Origin of the sequence: Virgibacillus litoralis (genome assembly GCF_017873675.1) — a bacterium.
GTDB classification, from domain to species: Bacteria; Bacillota; Bacilli; order Bacillales; family Amphibacillaceae; genus Lentibacillus; species Lentibacillus litoralis.
Genome location: NZ_JAGGKK010000003.1, coordinates 91,393 through 108,214, shown reverse-complemented (window position 1 = coordinate 108,214; position 16,822 = coordinate 91,393). Strand labels below are relative to the sequence as shown.

General features: G+C 38.4%; 17 protein-coding genes and 1 pseudogene. 16 read left to right on the top strand and 2 right to left on the bottom strand.

Annotated elements, in window-relative coordinates:
• The first annotated feature begins 38 nt into the window (after window positions 1-38).
• Window positions 39-581: a YkoP family protein gene (locus J2Z82_RS04295; protein ID WP_209479552.1), complete on the top strand. Its 543-nt coding sequence runs from the start codon at window positions 39-41 to the stop codon at window positions 579-581.
• A 1-nt stretch (window position 582) separates the two neighbouring features.
• Here J2Z82_RS04295 and J2Z82_RS04290 read toward each other — a convergent pair whose 3' ends face one another.
• The gene (locus J2Z82_RS04290) at window positions 583-1,419 is read right to left on the bottom strand and encodes a metallophosphoesterase (RefSeq protein ID WP_209479551.1); all 837 of its coding nucleotides are present in this window, start codon (window positions 1,417-1,419) and stop codon (window positions 583-585) included.
• 91 nt (window positions 1,420-1,510) lie between these two features.
• Here J2Z82_RS04290 and J2Z82_RS04285 point away from each other — a divergent pair, with 91 nt between their 5' ends.
• Window positions 1,511-2,623 (top strand): MGDG synthase family glycosyltransferase, encoded by a 1,113-nt coding sequence (locus J2Z82_RS04285; protein ID WP_209479550.1) that lies wholly within the window; start codon window positions 1,511-1,513, stop codon window positions 2,621-2,623.
• Window positions 2,624-2,739: 116 nt separating this feature from the next.
• On the opposite strand, the gene J2Z82_RS04280 is transcribed toward J2Z82_RS04285, so the two are convergent.
• The gene (locus tag J2Z82_RS04280) at window positions 2,740-3,477 is read right to left on the bottom strand and encodes a FixH family protein (RefSeq protein ID WP_209479549.1); all 738 of its coding nucleotides are present in this window, start codon (window positions 3,475-3,477) and stop codon (window positions 2,740-2,742) included.
• Between the two features lie 230 nt (window positions 3,478-3,707).
• Between J2Z82_RS04280 and uvrB the strand changes: the two genes are divergently transcribed.
• From uvrB to J2Z82_RS04210, 14 genes and pseudogenes are all read left to right on the top strand, one after another.
• The gene (uvrB, locus tag J2Z82_RS04275) at window positions 3,708-5,690 is read left to right on the top strand and encodes an excinuclease ABC subunit UvrB (protein WP_209479548.1); all 1,983 of its coding nucleotides are present in this window, start codon (window positions 3,708-3,710) and stop codon (window positions 5,688-5,690) included.
• A 7-nt stretch (window positions 5,691-5,697) separates the two neighbouring features.
• Entirely contained in the window at window positions 5,698-8,574 is a 2,877-nt protein-coding gene (uvrA, locus tag J2Z82_RS04270) for an excinuclease ABC subunit UvrA (protein WP_209479547.1), read from the top strand.
• A 421-nt stretch (window positions 8,575-8,995) separates the two neighbouring features.
• Window positions 8,996-9,349 carry a YojF family protein gene (locus tag J2Z82_RS04265; protein ID WP_209479674.1) on the top strand — a complete coding sequence of 118 codons (354 nt, stop codon included), beginning with the start codon at window positions 8,996-8,998 and terminating at the stop codon, window positions 9,347-9,349.
• 23 nt (window positions 9,350-9,372) lie between these two features.
• Complete coding sequence (gene bshB2 / locus J2Z82_RS04260) at window positions 9,373-10,041, top strand: bacillithiol biosynthesis deacetylase BshB2 (protein WP_209479546.1); 669 nt, start codon at window positions 9,373-9,375, stop codon at window positions 10,039-10,041.
• A 23-nt stretch (window positions 10,042-10,064) separates the two neighbouring features.
• Window positions 10,065-10,259 carry a PspC domain-containing protein gene (locus J2Z82_RS04255; RefSeq protein ID WP_092491995.1) on the top strand — a complete coding sequence of 65 codons (195 nt, stop codon included), beginning with the start codon at window positions 10,065-10,067 and terminating at the stop codon, window positions 10,257-10,259.
• A complete protein-coding gene (locus J2Z82_RS04250) occupies window positions 10,259-10,615 on the top strand; it encodes a phage holin family protein (protein WP_209479545.1) in 357 nt (118 codons plus the stop codon). The genes J2Z82_RS04255 and J2Z82_RS04250 overlap by 1 nt, the downstream gene beginning before the upstream one ends.
• A gap of 225 nt (window positions 10,616-10,840) precedes the next feature.
• Window positions 10,841-11,779, top strand: coding sequence for an HPr(Ser) kinase/phosphatase (gene hprK / locus J2Z82_RS04245; RefSeq protein ID WP_209479544.1), 939 nt, complete (start codon window positions 10,841-10,843; stop codon window positions 11,777-11,779).
• Window positions 11,780-11,790: 11 nt separating this feature from the next.
• Complete coding sequence (gene lgt / locus J2Z82_RS04240; protein ID WP_209479543.1) at window positions 11,791-12,630, top strand: prolipoprotein diacylglyceryl transferase; 840 nt, start codon at window positions 11,791-11,793, stop codon at window positions 12,628-12,630.
• Window positions 12,631-12,650: 20 nt separating this feature from the next.
• Entirely contained in the window at window positions 12,651-13,610 is a 960-nt protein-coding gene (locus tag J2Z82_RS04235; RefSeq protein WP_209479542.1) for a nucleoside recognition domain-containing protein, read from the top strand.
• Window positions 13,585-14,220, top strand: a complete 636-nt coding sequence (ppaX, locus tag J2Z82_RS04230) for a pyrophosphatase PpaX (protein ID WP_209479541.1) — start codon at window positions 13,585-13,587, stop codon at window positions 14,218-14,220. The genes J2Z82_RS04235 and ppaX overlap by 26 nt, the downstream gene beginning before the upstream one ends.
• A 3-nt stretch (window positions 14,221-14,223) precedes the next feature.
• On the top strand, window positions 14,224-14,736 hold the full coding sequence (locus J2Z82_RS04225; RefSeq protein WP_209479540.1) for an acyltransferase: 513 nt from the start codon (window positions 14,224-14,226) through the stop codon (window positions 14,734-14,736).
• Between the two features lie 20 nt (window positions 14,737-14,756).
• Window positions 14,757-15,302 (top strand): glycerol-3-phosphate responsive antiterminator, encoded by a 546-nt coding sequence (locus J2Z82_RS04220; protein WP_209479539.1) that lies wholly within the window; start codon window positions 14,757-14,759, stop codon window positions 15,300-15,302.
• Between the two features lie 127 nt (window positions 15,303-15,429).
• Window positions 15,430-15,751 (top strand): annotated as a pseudogene (locus J2Z82_RS04215) (formaldehyde dehydrogenase, glutathione-independent); the annotation flags it as partial.
• 234 nt (window positions 15,752-15,985) lie between these two features.
• Window positions 15,986-16,816 carry an MIP/aquaporin family protein gene (locus tag J2Z82_RS04210; RefSeq protein WP_209479538.1) on the top strand — a complete coding sequence of 277 codons (831 nt, stop codon included), beginning with the start codon at window positions 15,986-15,988 and terminating at the stop codon, window positions 16,814-16,816.
• The last annotated feature ends 6 nt before the right edge of the window (window positions 16,817-16,822 follow it).

Here is a 16,822-nt window from a genome sequence, read left to right as displayed (position 1 = left end):
TACTTAAGCAAACTAGATAAAAAAGAAGGGGAAATAAGATGAAGAGCTATATATTGGGTGTATGGAATGCGATTGACCCTATTTATTATAATGTTTCAAGACTTCATTACGTACCTGATAACGACAAGCGCAATACCTTATTTCGGGTCAGACTTACGAGATACAAAGGGGCGACGGTTATACTTAAGGATGGAACAATTATTTATAAAAATGATCTGCTATTGAAGATACATTTGCATAATGTAAGGATGTTAAGCGATCTATTGCCAATCAGAAGTGATATAAAGCGAGCAGTTCTTTTTTACCACATGATTAAAGATGCGTTACCCATCCTTTCCCGTTATGTTTTATCTCATGACAAAAATAATGAGATAAAAGGAATAATAGGAATTACGACATTGTATCGAGGTGCAAATCGACTTGGCTTTGAAAAAGTTCCTATAAGAAATCCTTATTATCGTCTGTATAAGAAGGTGACATTTCTTCCTATAAACCACATAGCAAAAACATCATACCACGCATTACCTGCATATTTATTTATGTCGAAAGAGACATTGCATGAAAAGTATAATGTGAAATAAATTAACTAGCTTTTACTCCAACAGCTACATCATGAAATGTTATTTCGGGTCTGCTGCCAATACGGATATTGAGTCCTGTTTGACCAAGACCTTCACTTATATAAAATGGTGTGCTGTTATGCGAATGCAACCCTTTTATAACATTTTTACGCGCTAGTTTTCCCATTTTTGCAAGGTGATATGCCTTAGGGTAACAAATTTGTCCACCATGAAAATGCCCGGCCATTAAATAGTCAAACGAATATTCATGCATATCAAGTACAATAGTAGGATCGTGTGTTAACACAATATTTTTGCCTTGTTCGATATGCTTATATGCAAGGGATAAGTTGCTTCGGTTTGTACTATAGTCATCAATCCCAATTATATTTATTGCTTCTCCGTTTACTGAAATAGTCGCACTTTCATTCTGTAATACGTGAACATTATTATCCTCAAGCAATGTTTTTAGTTCATTCAAGTCGTCACCTTTTAGCACGTAATCATGATTTCCAAATACCGCATAGGTGCCATGTGTGGGTTCAAGGCGATTTAACACTCTCAGATACGGAAGTAATTTCGGTATAGAACGCTTGCGGTCTAGGAAATCACCGGTTAATGCAATGAGATCAACAGATTCATTCTCTAGCTTTCGTTCCAGTTGCATGGGGCTTAACGAGATGTTTTCGAGATGTAAGTCGGATAGATGAAGAATCGATAATGTAGAGTCATTGATTATGCCTGATTCGGAAGCTACGTTAATTTTATTTATTTTAATATCTTGGGTGTTTTTATAGGCTTTAAAAAGCAGAAAGCAAATGAAAAATATAATAATAGTAGTAATGAATAGATATGTCATCGCGATTACTCCTTTCTCTCACGAATAAAAGTATATCATGCTGACAGCGACTCTATCATTGGTAATTGAAGCCAAATGGAGGCAATGAAAAATGGATCAGAAAAAGGCTTTATTTCTACCCTTTATGCAAATCCCTACAGGGCACCATCATGTGGCAGATGCATTAATAAATGAGATTCATACGACTCATAAGGAAATCGTTTGTGATAAAGTAGATATTTTATCGTATAGCTATGGAGGAGTTGAGAAAGTCGTTTCGTCTACATATTTAGCATGGATTAGAAAGTTTCCAGATGTATATGACTGGCTGTATAAACAAGCAGCGTATAAGAAAACATCACCACATAACCGGCAATACCTGTATGAAACAATGTTTACTTATTTTTTAAAACGACTAACCAATCAACAAAATCCTAGCGTTCTATTCTGTACACATGCACTTCCATCGAATATTGCCGCAGTCTTAAAAAAGAAGAATAAATTGCAATCTATTACGGTAAACGTGTACACGGATTTTTTTATAAATCGAATATGGGGAATCGATGGAATTGATTATCACATGGTTCCAACAGTTTCTGTAAAGGAATACTTGTTAGAAAAAGGTGTTGCAGAAAGACGAATTTTCATCACAGGAATTCCAATTCATCAGGTATTTCACTCGGGGCAAGAACAACAAACGAAAGATGAAGGAATATCAGTATTAGTTACCGGTGGAAGTCTAGGGGTTGGTGCTATAAAGAAATTGCTTAACTATTCCCATTCGGACAAGATTCATTACTATGTGTTATGCGGAAAAAATGAAGCACTTTATGAACAATTATTACGGAAAGACAAACCAACCGTTACTCCGCTACCATATATAACAAGTAAAGAAGAAATGAATATATTATATAATAAAGTGGATGCGGTTTTAACAAAGCCTGGTGGGGTGACAGTCAGTGAATGCTTAATGAAGCGAAAGCCAATATTTGTTTATGACCCATTACCTGGACAGGAGAAAATCAACGTTAATCAGCTGAATCAAATAGGTGTGGTATCTACTGTTGATTTAGAAAATAATTTATTGGAACAGCAAATCCTTGAATTTTTTTGTGATGAGAGAAGACAGCGTATTTACAGGCAGAAGATTGATGCATATCACCGGAACTTAGACGAAAGGCCACTGTCGCTGTTAATAGAGGAAATAATACAAAAAAAACATTAGCAATTTCAGCAAATGTTTTTTTGGGCAGGTAAGAAAGTTACTGCATAAGCGCAACTAAGTCTTATCTATATTAAAACTTGGCGATAAGCCAAGTTTTCTAATGATAGTTTTCTGTTTTATTTTACATCTGCAGTGAACTCTTTATGGTCATGGATATCCTCTTTTTTAACATGAACATTAACATTATATATCCCGCTGTCGTTAAAGGTTGCAGTAGATTGATACGTGCCAGAAGAAGTCTCGCTCATATCGTTCCATTCATGGTTCTCTTTATTTTCTTGCCAAATTTCCAACGTTACGGAAGCCTTTTCTAGTAATTCCTCTTCTTTTAGCACCTTGACTGTAAACTCAGCTTCCTCAGTCGCTTTAATTGTATCGGGCTGTTGTAAGTCTATAGATAAGTGTGTATGGTTTTGGTCATCTTCTTTCTGGTTTTCACTTGTTGTGGTACTAGCTTTTGGATCGCCAATGGTTATTTCCTTTTTAGGCATCGTATGCATGGTACGGGCGGTAACGTGTGACTGAACATGATATAGACCATCTTCTTTAAATGATTTTTCTATAGTATATTTGCCGTCGCCAGTATGTTTTGCCTTGATCATTTCGCTATCATCTTTTAATCCATCTTTCCATATTTCAAACTCCACTTCACTTGCATCCTCAACTGGTTTGCTGTCCTGTGTAACTGTTACAGAAAAGGTTATATCCTGATTTTTATCACCTTTTTCAGGGACTTCCAAATTAGCTTCAATCGCCTTAACAGCATTATCAGTTGTCCCATTTTCAGTGTCTTCACTTTGACCACATGCTGCCAGAACTATTATGATGAATAGTAATGTCATCATTTTTTTCATGAATAAAATCCTCTCTAGAGCTATGTTACCCCGATTATAAGGCATTCAACTAAGCTAAACAATATATACGTGTGAAACCTTTGTGAATGATTTTCCGTTAATTAAAACGGGTAAAATGTAACAGTAGACAGGGAGAAGCATAATAATCGAATATTTGTTCGCTTATATGTTAAAATTAGATAATAAATATGGTAAACTAGTAAGCAGAGTGATGAACGGAGGTTTGCTTTGTGGAAAATCAATTTGATCTTGTTGCACAATATGAACCAAGTGGCGATCAGCCACAAGCTATTAAAGAAATAGTAGAAAAGGTGAAATCCGGGCAGCGCCATCAGACGTTACTTGGAGCAACGGGTACCGGGAAAACGTTTACGGTATCAAATGTAGTTGAGGAAATTAACCGTCCAACGCTTGTGATCGCACATAACAAAACATTGGCAGGTCAATTATATAGCGAATTCAAGGAATACTTTCCAAATAATGCAGTTGAATATTTTGTAAGCTATTATGATTATTATCAGCCTGAAGCATATGTACCATCAACTGATACTTTTATTGAAAAGGACGCAAGTATTAACGATGAGATTGATAAACTGCGCCACTCAGCAACATCAGCATTGTTTGAACGACGTGATGTTTTGATTGTTTCGAGTGTTTCCTGTATTTATGGCCTAGGTTCCCCTGAAGATTACGAAAGTCAGGTCCTTTCATTAAGAATGGGAATGGAAAAAGACCGGGATCAGCTGTTGCGTGACTTGGTTGATATACAGTATGCGCGAAATGACATTAATTTCCAACGTGGAACTTTCCGTGTTCGTGGTGATTCTGTCGAAGTAATTCCTGCCTCTAAAGAAGAACATTGTATTCGGATTGAATTTTTCGGTGATGAAATTGACCGAATCCGTGAAGTAGATGCGTTAACTGGTGAAATCGTTGGTGACCGCGAACATGTGGCAATATTTCCAGCTTCTCACTTCGTTACACGTGAAGAGAAACTAAAAAAGGCAATTGTTAATATAGAATCAGAACTTGAAGAACGTTTAAAGCAACTCCGTGCGGAAAATAAATTACTGGAAGCGCAACGGTTGGAACAACGTACAAATTACGATGTGGAAATGATGCATGAAATGGGATTCTGCTCAGGGATTGAGAACTACTCACGGCATTTAACATTTCGTGAAGAAGGGGCAACACCCTACACATTACTAGATTTCTTTCCGGACGATTTTTTAGCTATAGTTGATGAATCACATGCTACGCTGCCCCAGGTTCGTGGAATGTACAAAGGTGATAGAGCTCGTAAACAGGTGTTAGTTGATCATGGATTCCGCCTGCCGTCAGCGTTAGATAACCGTCCATTGATGTTTGATGAATTTGAGAAGGCGACAAATCAGCTAATTTATGTTTCGGCAACACCGGGACCATATGAGTTAGATCATTCACCAAAAGTGACCGAGCAGATTATTCGTCCGACCGGTTTATTAGATCCAGAAATTGATGTGAGACCAATTGAGGGTCAAATCGATAACTTGATTGAGGAGATTAATAAGCGATCTGAGCGAAATGAACGTGTTCTGGTGACGACACTCACGAAGAAAATGTCAGAAGACTTAACGGACTACTTGAAGGAAATTGGAATTAAAGTCGCTTATTTGCACTCAGAAATAAAAACGCTAGAGCGAATTGAAGTTATTCGTGATTTGCGTGTTGGTAAATATGATGTTCTTGTAGGTATTAATTTATTACGTGAAGGCTTAGATATACCTGAGGTTTCATTGGTAACTATTCTGGATGCGGATAAAGAAGGATTTCTGCGTTCTGAACGATCACTAATCCAGACGATGGGTCGTGCAGCGAGGAATGAAAATGGTCAAGTTATTATGTATGCCGATCGTATAACAAATTCGATGCAGTTAGCCATTGATGAGACAAACCGACGTCGTGAAAAACAAATAGCTTACAATGAAAAGTACAATATTAGGCCGACAACAATACGGAAAGATGTACGTGATGTTATCAAGGCAACTGTTGCATCTGAGGAAGAGGAAAGTTATACAGAGAAAACGAAGAGTATTGCAAAATTATCTAAAACAGAGAGATCTAAAGTTATCGAAAATATGGATAAAGAAATGAAGGAAGCAGCAAAAGCACTTGATTTTGAGAAAGCTGCTGAATTACGTGATATAATACTTGAACTTAAAGCGGAAGGATGACCTGTTCATGCCAAGTAAATCGATAAAAGTACAAGGTGCGCGTGCACATAATTTAAAAAATGTAGATATAACCATCCCTAAAAATAAACTTGTGGTCCTAACAGGTTTATCTGGTTCAGGTAAGTCATCGCTTGCCTTTGATACGATCTACGCAGAGGGACAACGACGTTATGTAGAATCACTCTCTGCATATGCACGCCAATTTTTAGGTCAGATGGATAAACCGGATGTGGATTCAATTGAGGGGTTATCACCAGCGATATCAATTGATCAGAAAACTACCAGCAAGAATCCCCGTTCAACAGTTGGTACCGTTACAGAAATATACGATTATTTACGATTACTTTATGCCCGTGTAGGACGGCCAATATGTCCAAAACATGGTATTGAAATCAGCTCACAAACCGTTCAGCAAATGGTTGACCGACTTTTAGAATACCCTGAACGTACAAAAATGCAAATATTGGCCCCTGTTGTTTCTGGACGCAAGGGTGAGCATGTCAAGGTAATTGAAAAGCTGAAGCAAGAAGGCTATGTTCGGATTCGCGTTGACAATGAAATGCGTGAAGTTACCGATGATATTCAACTGGAAAAAAATAAAAAGCATTCAATTGAAGTGGTAATTGACCGAATCGTTGTAAAGGATGGTGTTGCCGGAAGACTGAGTGATTCCATCGAAACAGCTCTTGGGTTAGGTGAAGGGAAAATTATTGTCGATGTCATTGGTGAAGAAGAATTGTTGTTCAATGAAAATCATGCATGTCCAATTTGTGGCTTTTCCATTGGTGAATTGGAACCTCGACTATTTTCATTTAATAGCCCATTTGGAGCCTGCCCGACATGTGATGGATTAGGGACCAATTTGGAGGTTGATCTGGAACTAGTTATTCCGGACTGGGATAAGACATTAAACCAACATGCGATTGCAGCATGGGAACCTATTAGTTCCCGATACTATCCGCAATTACTAAAGAGTGTTTGCAATCATTATGGTATCGATATGGATACACCGGTTAAAAAAATTCCATCTAGTCAAATGGATAAAATACTTCACGGAAGCGGCAAAGAGAAAATCCATTTTTATTATGAAAATGACTTTGGAAACATACGTGATAATAATATCCTGTTTGAAGGCGTCTTGAAAAATATAGCACGCCGATACCGGGAAACATCGTCTGATTTTATCCGTGAAACATTGGAAAAATATATGGCTCAGACGAACTGCCCAACTTGTGATGGATATCGACTAAAAGAGGGTGCTCTTGCCGTAATGGTTAATAACAGGCATATCAGCCAAGTGACCGACTACTCTATCATGGAAGCTAAGGACTTTTTCCAGAATCTTGACCTAACTGAAAAGGAAGAAAAAATTGCTCGTATGATATTGAAGGAAATAAGTGATCGATTGGACTTTTTAAATAATGTTGGTCTGGATTATTTAACGATGTCTCGTTCAGCCGGATCATTGTCTGGAGGCGAGGCGCAGCGAATTCGATTAGCTACTCAAATCGGTTCTGCACTTACAGGGGTCCTATATGTGTTGGATGAACCATCAATTGGGCTTCATCAGCGTGATAATGATCGGTTAATTAACACATTAAAGCAAATGCGTGATTTAGATAATACGCTGATTGTGGTGGAACATGATGAGGATACGATGCTTGCTGCCGATTATCTGATTGATATTGGTCCTGGCGCTGGAGAACATGGTGGTGAGATAGTTGCGAGCGGTACACCTGACAAGGTAATGAAAAATAAAAAATCATTGACTGGAAAGTATTTGGCAGGTGATAAGTATGTTCCATTGCCATCAAAGCGACGCAAGCGTTCAAAACGCAATATCGAAATAGTAGGTGCGGAAGAGAATAACTTGAAAAATGTTACTGCTAAAATCCCAATCGGACTATTGACTGTTGTGACAGGGGTTTCTGGGTCTGGTAAAAGTACGCTGGTAAATGATATTTTATACAAATCGTTAGCAAAACAGCTTAACCGTGCGAAACTTAAACCTGGAAACCATAAGAAAATCAACGGCATTAAACATGTTGAAAAGATTATCGACATTAATCAAGCACCGATTGGACGGACGCCACGTTCGAATCCGGCAACATATACAGGTGTATTTGATAATGTCCGTGATGTCTTTGCTCAAACAAATGAGGCTAAGGTTCGTGGCTATAAAAAAGGGCGCTTCAGTTTTAATGTGAAAGGTGGTCGCTGTGAGGCATGCCGTGGTGATGGCATTATAAAAATTGAAATGCATTTTCTGCCGGACGTATATGTACCTTGTGAAGTATGTCATGGGAAGCGGTATAATCGGGAGACATTGGAAGTGAAATATAAGGGAAAAAACATTTCAGAAGTGCTTGAGATGACTATTGAAGAAGCATTGGACTTTTTCGCAAATATCCCGAAAATAAAAAGGAAACTCCAAACAATTTATGATGTAGGACTTGGATATATTAAGCTGGGGCAGCCTGCAACAACGTTATCCGGTGGTGAAGCACAACGGGTTAAATTGGCGAGTGAACTCCACAAACGTTCAGATGGCAAGTCATTTTACATTCTGGATGAACCGACGACTGGTTTGCATGTTGATGATATCAAACGATTGTTAAGTGTACTGCAACGAATAGTCGATAATGGTGACTCTGTCTTGATTATCGAACATAATATGGATGTGGTGAAGACGGCTGATCACATAATCGACCTCGGACCAGAAGGTGGCGATCGTGGCGGAGAGATTATTGCAACCGGAACACCTGAAGAAATTGCCGATACCGAGCAATCATATACTGGACGATATTTGAAGCCAGTGTTAGAACGCGATCGAAAACGCATGGAAGCAGATGTCGAGAAGCTTGAAAAAGTTGGGTCGAATTAAAAACTGGAGGATAGCTAGACTGAAAACAGGCTGGCTATCTTTTTTTGGCAGTAAGAAAGCATAAATCCTTTCTTACTGCATAAGTGCAACTAAGGCTTATCTATATTAGGGCTTGACGATATGCCAAGTATTCTAACCAGACAGCATATATATATTCTAACCGTATAATGCAACTAAGAGGTTTCATCACTAGTCTGGCGATAAACCAGTTTTCTAAATGTAGGAGCGAGTATGAATACAAGTAGAGAGTTGAGAATAACATCAAAAGAGACGAAATATAAACAGAACAAGGACAACAATTTACACGTAAGTAAAAATGCCTCCCTTCCTATAATAAGACAAGTTTATGGTCAAAATTTTTGACGCATTCCTGTCGTTTAGGTAAGGTTAAATGAGAAGGTGCTAGGGAGGAAACATTTTGATGAAACCAATTCAGATTCAAAAAATGCAAGATTTATTAGAAAATTATTCGAATAAAGATGTATATGTTCATTTAGAAACAACTAATGGCGCTTATGCCAGCCATTTTGATGATAAGGCTTATAATGTCGGTGCGTATATACGTAATGCGAAAGTTAAGTTTTCTCAAGCGAAAATCGTTGGAAATGGAAAGACATACCGTGTGGGATTAAAAATGGAGATAGGCTGGATTTATGCGGAAGGTTTAACAGATTGGACAATTCATGGTGATAATCAGCTTTTACTTGCAGGACATGATCGTGAAGGTCGGTTAATGGTATCACTACAAATCAGTGAAACTCCATTTCGCTATTAATTTAAGGGCTAGGTGATTTTAATATGGAAAAACATGTTGTTGTAATTTATCCGCATCCTGATGATGAGTCATTTGGTGCGGCTGGGACGATCACGAAATATCGTGAGCAAGGTGTTCCAGTAACATATTTATGTGGAACTCTTGGTGAAATGGGAAGAAACATGGGTTCACCAACTTTTGCAAATCGGGAAACATTACCGGAAATTCGAAAAGAAGAGTTAAATAATGCTTGTGAGAGGCTTGATATTGACTTACAAATGTTAGGTTATCGTGATAAAACACTTGAGTTTGAAGATAGACACGAGGTTGCAGATCATTTAAAGGGTATTTTAGAAGAGATTAATCCGAGCTTAGTGATCACGCACTATCCAGAACGTGCAGTACATCCTGACCATGATGCACTTGGGGCTGCAGCTGTTGAAGCTGTTAAGTTGATGGCGCCTGAGAATCGACCAACAGTGTGGGTGCAGCCTATCACAAATAATTATGTTGAGGAGCTGGGAGAGCCAGATATCAAGAATGATGTTACCCCATTTTTTGACCAGAAGATGGATGCGATTTTAGCTCATGAGTCTCAGGCAAGTGGGATTTTAAGCAAATTCAAGGAAAATCCAGAATTGGATGATGACCTTAAAGAGGAAGCGAAAAAGCGTTTAGGGAAAGAACATTTTTATATTTGGAAATATGAATAACCACTAATAAAGGAGGATCCATAATGAGTAAGAAGTTATATCGTTCAGAATCTGATGTTATGATTGGAGGAATTTGTGGTGGACTTGCCGAATACTTTAATATTGACTCAACAATTGTCCGCCTATTATTCGTTGCAGGTGTATTTGTAGGTGCGGCGGCAATATTCATTTACTTAATAGGAATGATTGTTATTCCGAAAGAAGGGGAGGTGCGTTAATGCTGCTTCGCTGGTTTTTATCCATATTATTAAATGCAGTTGCGTTAATTGCAGTAGCACAGCTATTTGAAGGATTTCAGCTGGAAGGCTTCGGCACAGCTGTTTTGGCAAGTGTTATTTTGGCAATTTTAAATATGATCGTCAAACCAATTTTAGTAGTATTGACTCTACCGATTACTTTCCTAACACTTGGTTTATTTCTGTTCGTGATAAACGCTATAACGTTAATGATTACCCAAGCCATAATGGATGCTTCATTTGTTATCACAGGCTTTGGAACAGCAATTATTGCTGCTGTAATTATTTCGATATTGAATTTACTATTAAACAGGTTAGTGAAGGATACAATGAAATAAACCTTGAAATCGCAGGTGTTATCCTGCGATTTTTTATGTTAGCAGATAAGAAAGTATAAATCCTTTCTAACTGCATAAGTACAACTAAGGCACTCACCATTAGGCTTGGCGAATGCCAATTTTTCTAAGAAAACTGCGTTTATCAAACTTCCCAGATACTTCAACAAGCAAAAATATGCTACAATGAAAATCAGTAATTGTGCATATTATTGGAGGTTTATATAGATGGTAAAAGTCCGTACGAAAGATTTGCTGGAAAATTTTAATCTGACCTTGGTTGCTGGGGAGGATGGCATACATAGAGAAATTACTACGAGCGATATTTCCCGTCCAGGAATTGAGATGACAGGTTATTTTAAGTATTATCCTAAGGAACGGTTGCAGCTAGTAGGTAAAACGGAAATGGCATACTTTCTTGATTTAACTGATGAAAACAAAAGGAGTCGTGCGGAACAATTATGCACGGATATAACACCGGGTATTGTCGTATCTCGTGGAATGGATATTCCAGAGGTCTTACTTGAAGCTGCGAACGAATCCGGAGTACCAATTTTACACTCCCCGCGCAAAACAACACGAGTCATAAGCAGACTTACCAACTATTTGGAAGCAAAGTTTGCCCCATTCACTGCAATTCACGGCGTATTAGTCGATATTTATGGTGTGGGTGTGTTGATAACGGGCCAAAGTGGTGTTGGTAAAAGTGAGACAGCGCTTGAGTTAGTTAAACGCGGGCATCGTCTTGTTGCTGATGACAGTGTGGAAATTCGTCAAGAGGACTATGATAGTCTAATTGGTAATCCACCACCATTAATTGAGCATTTATTAGAAATTCGTGGACTTGGTATTATCAATGTCATGACTCTATTTGGTGCAGGTTCCGTACGAAGTTTTAAAAAAATATCACTGATTATTAATTTGGAATTATGGGATCAGCAGAAACAGTATGATCGTTTAGGTTTAGATGAAGAAACGATGAAAATAATGGATGTTCATCTTCCAAAAGCAACAATTCCTGTTCGTCCAGGGCGAAATCTAGCTGTAATTATTGAAGTTGCAGCGATGAACTTCCGGCTAAAGCGAATGGGTGTTAATGCAGCCGAGGAATTCTCTGATCGTCTTACAACGATGATTGATCAGGATAAAGATGAAACAGATGAATAGGAGTGATTGGATTGAGTTGTAGTGCACCAGCATTGGACCGTGTTTTTCTGGATATTGGTCCATTAACGATTTATTGGTATGGGTTAATTATTGCAGCGGGAGCATTTATAGGGTTGTACCTGGCCACTAAGGAATCAGATCGACTAGGTTTACAGAAAGATTTAATGGTCGATTTAATTGTGTTTGCTATCCCTATTTCGATTATATTTGCTCGTATTTACTATGTAATTTTTGAATGGGAACGTTATACAGGTGGACCTTGGTGGGACATTTTTGCAATCTGGGAGGGCGGAATAGCAATTCACGGTGCTTTAATCGGCGCTGTGCTAACGACAATTGTTTACGCTCGTGTTAAAAAAGTTTCATTCTGGCAGTTGACTGATATTGCTGCACCAAGTTTAATACTTGGACAGGCTATAGGCCGTTGGGGAAACTTTATGAATCAGGAGGCACATGGAGGTGCAATCTCAGAAGCTACATATAATAGTTTTCATCAATATTTACCTGATTTTATTATGAATCAAATGTGTATTGATGGCGTAATGTACCATCCAACATTTTTATATGAGTCATTTTGGAATATAGTTGTACTCATTTTCCTACTTATACTACGTCGTAAAAACCCATTACGTGGAGAAGTATTTATAAGCTATCTAATGGCATATTCTGTTGGCCGTTTCTTCATTGAAGGTATGCGTACTGACAGTCTATATTTCGGTCCTTTCCGTGTGGCACAGCTTATCTCGATTGCAATTATTCTGATCGGATTAGCGGTAATTGTTTATCGCCGTAGAACAGGGCTTGCTAATAAGCATTATGATGGCAAAAAAGTAACCAATAAGAAGAAGTAACTGAAAAGAGGGATGAACGATTGGCAGGGATTTTTAAGCGTGGTTTACAACAAGGACTTCAAGTCACATGGACATTAGGAAAAGTCATTTTTCCAATTACTTTGATTGTGACCATATTACAACATACACCGGTACTGCCATGGATTATTGACCAGATTAGCCCTATTATGGGTTTACTTGGATTAAGTGGAGAGGCAGCAGTGCCATTGGTATTAGGGAATTCACTGAATTTATACGCTGGAATTGCTGCCATTGTATCGTTTGATTTTACAGTAAAAGAAGTCTTTATATTAGCTGTAATGCTGTCTTTTTCCCATAACTTATTTATCGAATCGACTGTGGCTGCCAGGGTAGGCGTTAGCTGGTGGTTTATTTCAGGAATTCGGGTGTCATTAGCGCTTATTTCGGCAGTTACGATTAATCTACTTTGGAATGGTGGGGCTGAACAAGCGCAATATGGTCTTATTTCTGCATCAGGTGTCGAACTTAATGGCTGGAATGAAATTTTGCTGCAGGGATTTCAAACCGCTGTTGTAGCAGTCGTACAGCTGGCACTAATCGTTATTCCGCTCATGGTAGTTATGCAGTATTTGCGTGAAAAAGGCTGGCTAACTATTTTTTCAGATAAATTTGCTCCATTCACCAGGATGCTTGGTATGGAAAAGAATACATCCATGACGCTTGTTGCTGGACTGACAATCGGCCTTGCCTATGGTGCCGGGCTGATGATTCAGGCAGTGGAAGAAGATGGCGTATCGAGGCGTGATATGTATTTGGCGTTAATCTTTCTTGTTTCCTGTCACGCGGTAGTGGAGGATACGTTAATATTTATTCCGCTTGGTATTCCTGTCTTGCCGTTACTTTTAATTCGCTTGGTAACGGCAATACTATTAACAATGACGGTAGCATTTTTTTGGCGGCGCATTGATAACCAGAAAAGAAAGGACACATCTCATGAACATTCATACAATACTCTTTGATCTTGATGGCACCTTAATAGACACGAATGAATTAATTATTGCATCGTTCATGCATACATTTGAACAATATGGAAGAGAGCTTTCCCGTAGAGAAGCAATCGAATTTATCGGACCACCATTAAGGGATACATTCCATCAGGTTGATCCTGATCAGGTTGAGAAAATGGTTGAAACATACCGGGAGCATAATTTGTACCACCATAATAACTATGTAACAGCTTTTCCAAATGTCATCAAAACGATTGACCAATTACAAAAGAAAAATTTTAAGCTTGGAATCGTTACAACGAAAATGAATCGAACAGTAGAAATGGGATTAAAAGTTACAGGTTTGTCTAATTACTTTGAAACTATTATTACTTTAGATGATGTTGTCCATGCAAAACCTCATCCAGAGCCGGTCCTGAAAGCAATGCAGGAATTAGGAGCATCGGCCGATTCAACACTTATGGTCGGGGATAATCATCATGACATTGATGCAGGCAAAAATGCTGGTGTGCAAACGGCTGGCGTTGCCTGGTCATTGAAGGGTAAGGAGAAGTTATCCGAGTATAAGCCAACATATATGCTAGATGATATGCAGGATCTTCTTAAAATTTTGGGAGTGTAAGTTATGCGTAAAACCAATCGATACCCAGTTACCCATGCCAACTCGCTATGGCAAATATATAAAACAGTGTCATTCTGGAAGGTGGCAAAAAATTTTATTGTCATTCAGCTTGGTCGGTATACCCCGTTTTTAGGTATGAAAAATTGGCTATATCGCACGTTTTTACGAATGAAGGTAGGAAAAAAAACAGCATTTGCATTAATGGTAATGCCTGACGTTATGTTTCCGGAAAAAATAACCGTCGGAGCAAATAGTATAATCGGATACAATACGACTATTTTAGCGCATGAGTATTTGATAAAAGAGTACCGAATTGGTGAAGTTATCATTGGTGATGAAGTGTTAATAGGCGCGAACGCTACTATTCTTCCGGGCACAACAATTGGTGACGGAGCAGTGGTATCAGCAGGAACACTCGTGAATAAGGATGTTCCACCGGGCGTATTTGTCGGTGGCAATCCGATGCAGCTTATTTATACGAAAGAAGAGATGGGTAAGCAGTTGGAAAAAGAATAATGCCGATGGTGGTGTATAAAATGGAAATTCCTACAGGTGTCTTACCAGCGATTCGAAATATGAAGGATTTTGATAAGGCGTTGGAATCAAACCATAATTTTATTGTATTATTGGAAACTCGACTATCCCAATTAAAAAGCTTAGTGGATTATTCGAAGCGCTCAAATAAAAAAGTGCTCATACACTTTGATTTAATTCAAGGCTTAAAAGCAGATGAATATGGAATGGAGTATTTGTTACGTGATATAAAGCCAGACGGAGTATTATCAACCAGGGGAAACATTATTAAACTTGCAAAAAAACATAAGCTACTAGCCATTCAGCGTATGTTTTTACTAGATAGTATGGCACTAGATCATAATCTTAAGTTAGTTGATCGTTTCAGGCCTGATTGCATTGAGGTACTGCCGGGACTTATGACAAGTGTTATTACAAGCATTAGCCAAAAAAGCGATATCCCTGTCATAGCAGGTGGCCTTGTGGAAAAAGAGGAAGAAGTATCTGCAGCATTGGATGCAGGAGCAATTGCGGTATCCACTTCGAATACTAAACTATGGACTTTTTAAATTTATTTGTTAAATTATCAAAATATTATGTTATAAGTGCTTAAATTTACGGAAATTGATAAGGCAAACAAAAAGGACGTCATTATATAAACATAAGGAGGCACTTATAGCGAATGACAGAGTAATAGTGTTGAACTCTTTTATGGAAGCAACAAGGGCAGGAGGACGTCTAGGGATTCCAGGACTATATGTAACAGGTGATCCTGGTTCCGAGGATTCGGATGCCAAAGAGGGAACATTAAAAATTTACCTTGGTTTAGTTTCTGCAAAAGCACATACGCTTTACCATAGGGTATAATGAAGGCAATTTTAAGTGGTAACGCGCAAATTGCGAAGGCTGTAAACGCTACATTAATTTCACTTGATCAAGCTTCGAAAGGTTACAAACAGTTTGATAGCGAGACGTCAAAAAGTTTGTTAATGATCCGCATATGATGGTTTGGCTATAACCAAAATTACTCTAAATTTTAATGTAAAAAAACTATTGACAGCGGTTACATGTTGAGGTAAGATTACATGTAACAAGTTAAGAACGTGGTGGAGACATGGAGACCCACGCTGCAACAGTACTTTGAAAAAAGTACGCAATTGCGGTGTGGGTCTTTTTCGTGCTATCTATTAATCTACTGAATTCCACTTCTCGTTTTCTAGCTTAATAATTTAGTAAAAGGGAGTTGTTTAAATTGCCGGAATTTTTAGCTGAAGTAATTGGTACTATGATTCTTATAATCTTGGGGGGAGGAGTAGTTGGTGGAGTTGTATTAAAGAAATCGAAAGCAGAAGACGCAGGTTGGGTAGTTATTACTATTGGCTGGGGTCTTGGTGTAACAATGGGGGTATATGCTGTTGGTAGTTTTACTGGAGCACACATAAACCCTGCAGTTACACTTGGATTTGCGGCTGTAGGAGAGTTTCCTTGGTCTAAGGTTCCAATGTATATATCAGCTCAAATGGTTGGAGCGTTCATTGGAGCAGTTGTTGTCTTTTTAAATTATTTACCACATTGGAAAGAAACAAAGGATCAAGGCGCAAAATTAGCAGTATTCTCAACTGACCCTGCTGTACGAAGTCCCTTTTCCAATTTAGTTAGTGAGATAATTGGAACTTTTATTCTACTAATGGGACTAATGTTTATTGGTGCCAACGAATTTACGGAAGGTTTGAACCCATTAATTGTTGGTTTACTGATTGTCGCGATTGGTATGTCACTAGGTGGAGCTACTGGGTATGCTATTAATCCAGCACGTGACCTGGGTCCAAGAATTGCCCATGCACTACTTCCTATACCAGGAAAAGGCGGATCTGATTGGAAATATAGCTGGGTTCCAATAGTAGGACCGATTCTTGGCGGTGTTTATGGTGCAGTATTCTATAGAGCAATATTTTTAGGCGAATACTCAGTATTATTTTGGATTTTAAGTACAGTTATTGCTGTGATTTTATTCGGAGCTACTAGCGCAGAACTGAAAAAAGGGAATACAATTGCAGACAATGTAGAGAAGAAAATTAGCTAAGGAGGA

Excerpts from the sequence above, each read along its gene's own strand:
- J2Z82_RS04295 (WP_209479552.1), top strand. The coding sequence starts at position 39 with ATGAAGAGCTATATATTGGGTGTATGGAATGCGATTGACCCTATTTAT.
- J2Z82_RS04290 (WP_209479551.1), bottom strand. The coding sequence starts at position 1,419 with ATGACATATCTATTCATTACTACTATTATTATATTTTTCATTTGCTTT.
- J2Z82_RS04285 (WP_209479550.1), top strand. The coding sequence starts at position 1,511 with ATGGATCAGAAAAAGGCTTTATTTCTACCCTTTATGCAAATCCCTACA.
- J2Z82_RS04280 (WP_209479549.1), bottom strand. The coding sequence starts at position 3,477 with ATGAAAAAAATGATGACATTACTATTCATCATAATAGTTCTGGCAGCA.
- uvrA (WP_209479547.1), top strand. The coding sequence starts at position 5,698 with ATGCCAAGTAAATCGATAAAAGTACAAGGTGCGCGTGCACATAATTTA.
- J2Z82_RS04265 (WP_209479674.1), top strand. The coding sequence starts at position 8,996 with ATGAAACCAATTCAGATTCAAAAAATGCAAGATTTATTAGAAAATTAT.
- bshB2 (WP_209479546.1), top strand. The coding sequence starts at position 9,373 with ATGGAAAAACATGTTGTTGTAATTTATCCGCATCCTGATGATGAGTCA.
- J2Z82_RS04255 (WP_092491995.1), top strand. The coding sequence starts at position 10,065 with ATGAGTAAGAAGTTATATCGTTCAGAATCTGATGTTATGATTGGAGGA.
- J2Z82_RS04250 (WP_209479545.1), top strand. The coding sequence starts at position 10,259 with ATGCTGCTTCGCTGGTTTTTATCCATATTATTAAATGCAGTTGCGTTA.
- hprK (WP_209479544.1), top strand. The coding sequence starts at position 10,841 with ATGGTAAAAGTCCGTACGAAAGATTTGCTGGAAAATTTTAATCTGACC.
- ppaX (WP_209479541.1), top strand. The coding sequence starts at position 13,585 with ATGAACATTCATACAATACTCTTTGATCTTGATGGCACCTTAATAGAC.
- J2Z82_RS04225 (WP_209479540.1), top strand. The coding sequence starts at position 14,224 with ATGCGTAAAACCAATCGATACCCAGTTACCCATGCCAACTCGCTATGG.
- J2Z82_RS04220 (WP_209479539.1), top strand. The coding sequence starts at position 14,757 with ATGGAAATTCCTACAGGTGTCTTACCAGCGATTCGAAATATGAAGGAT.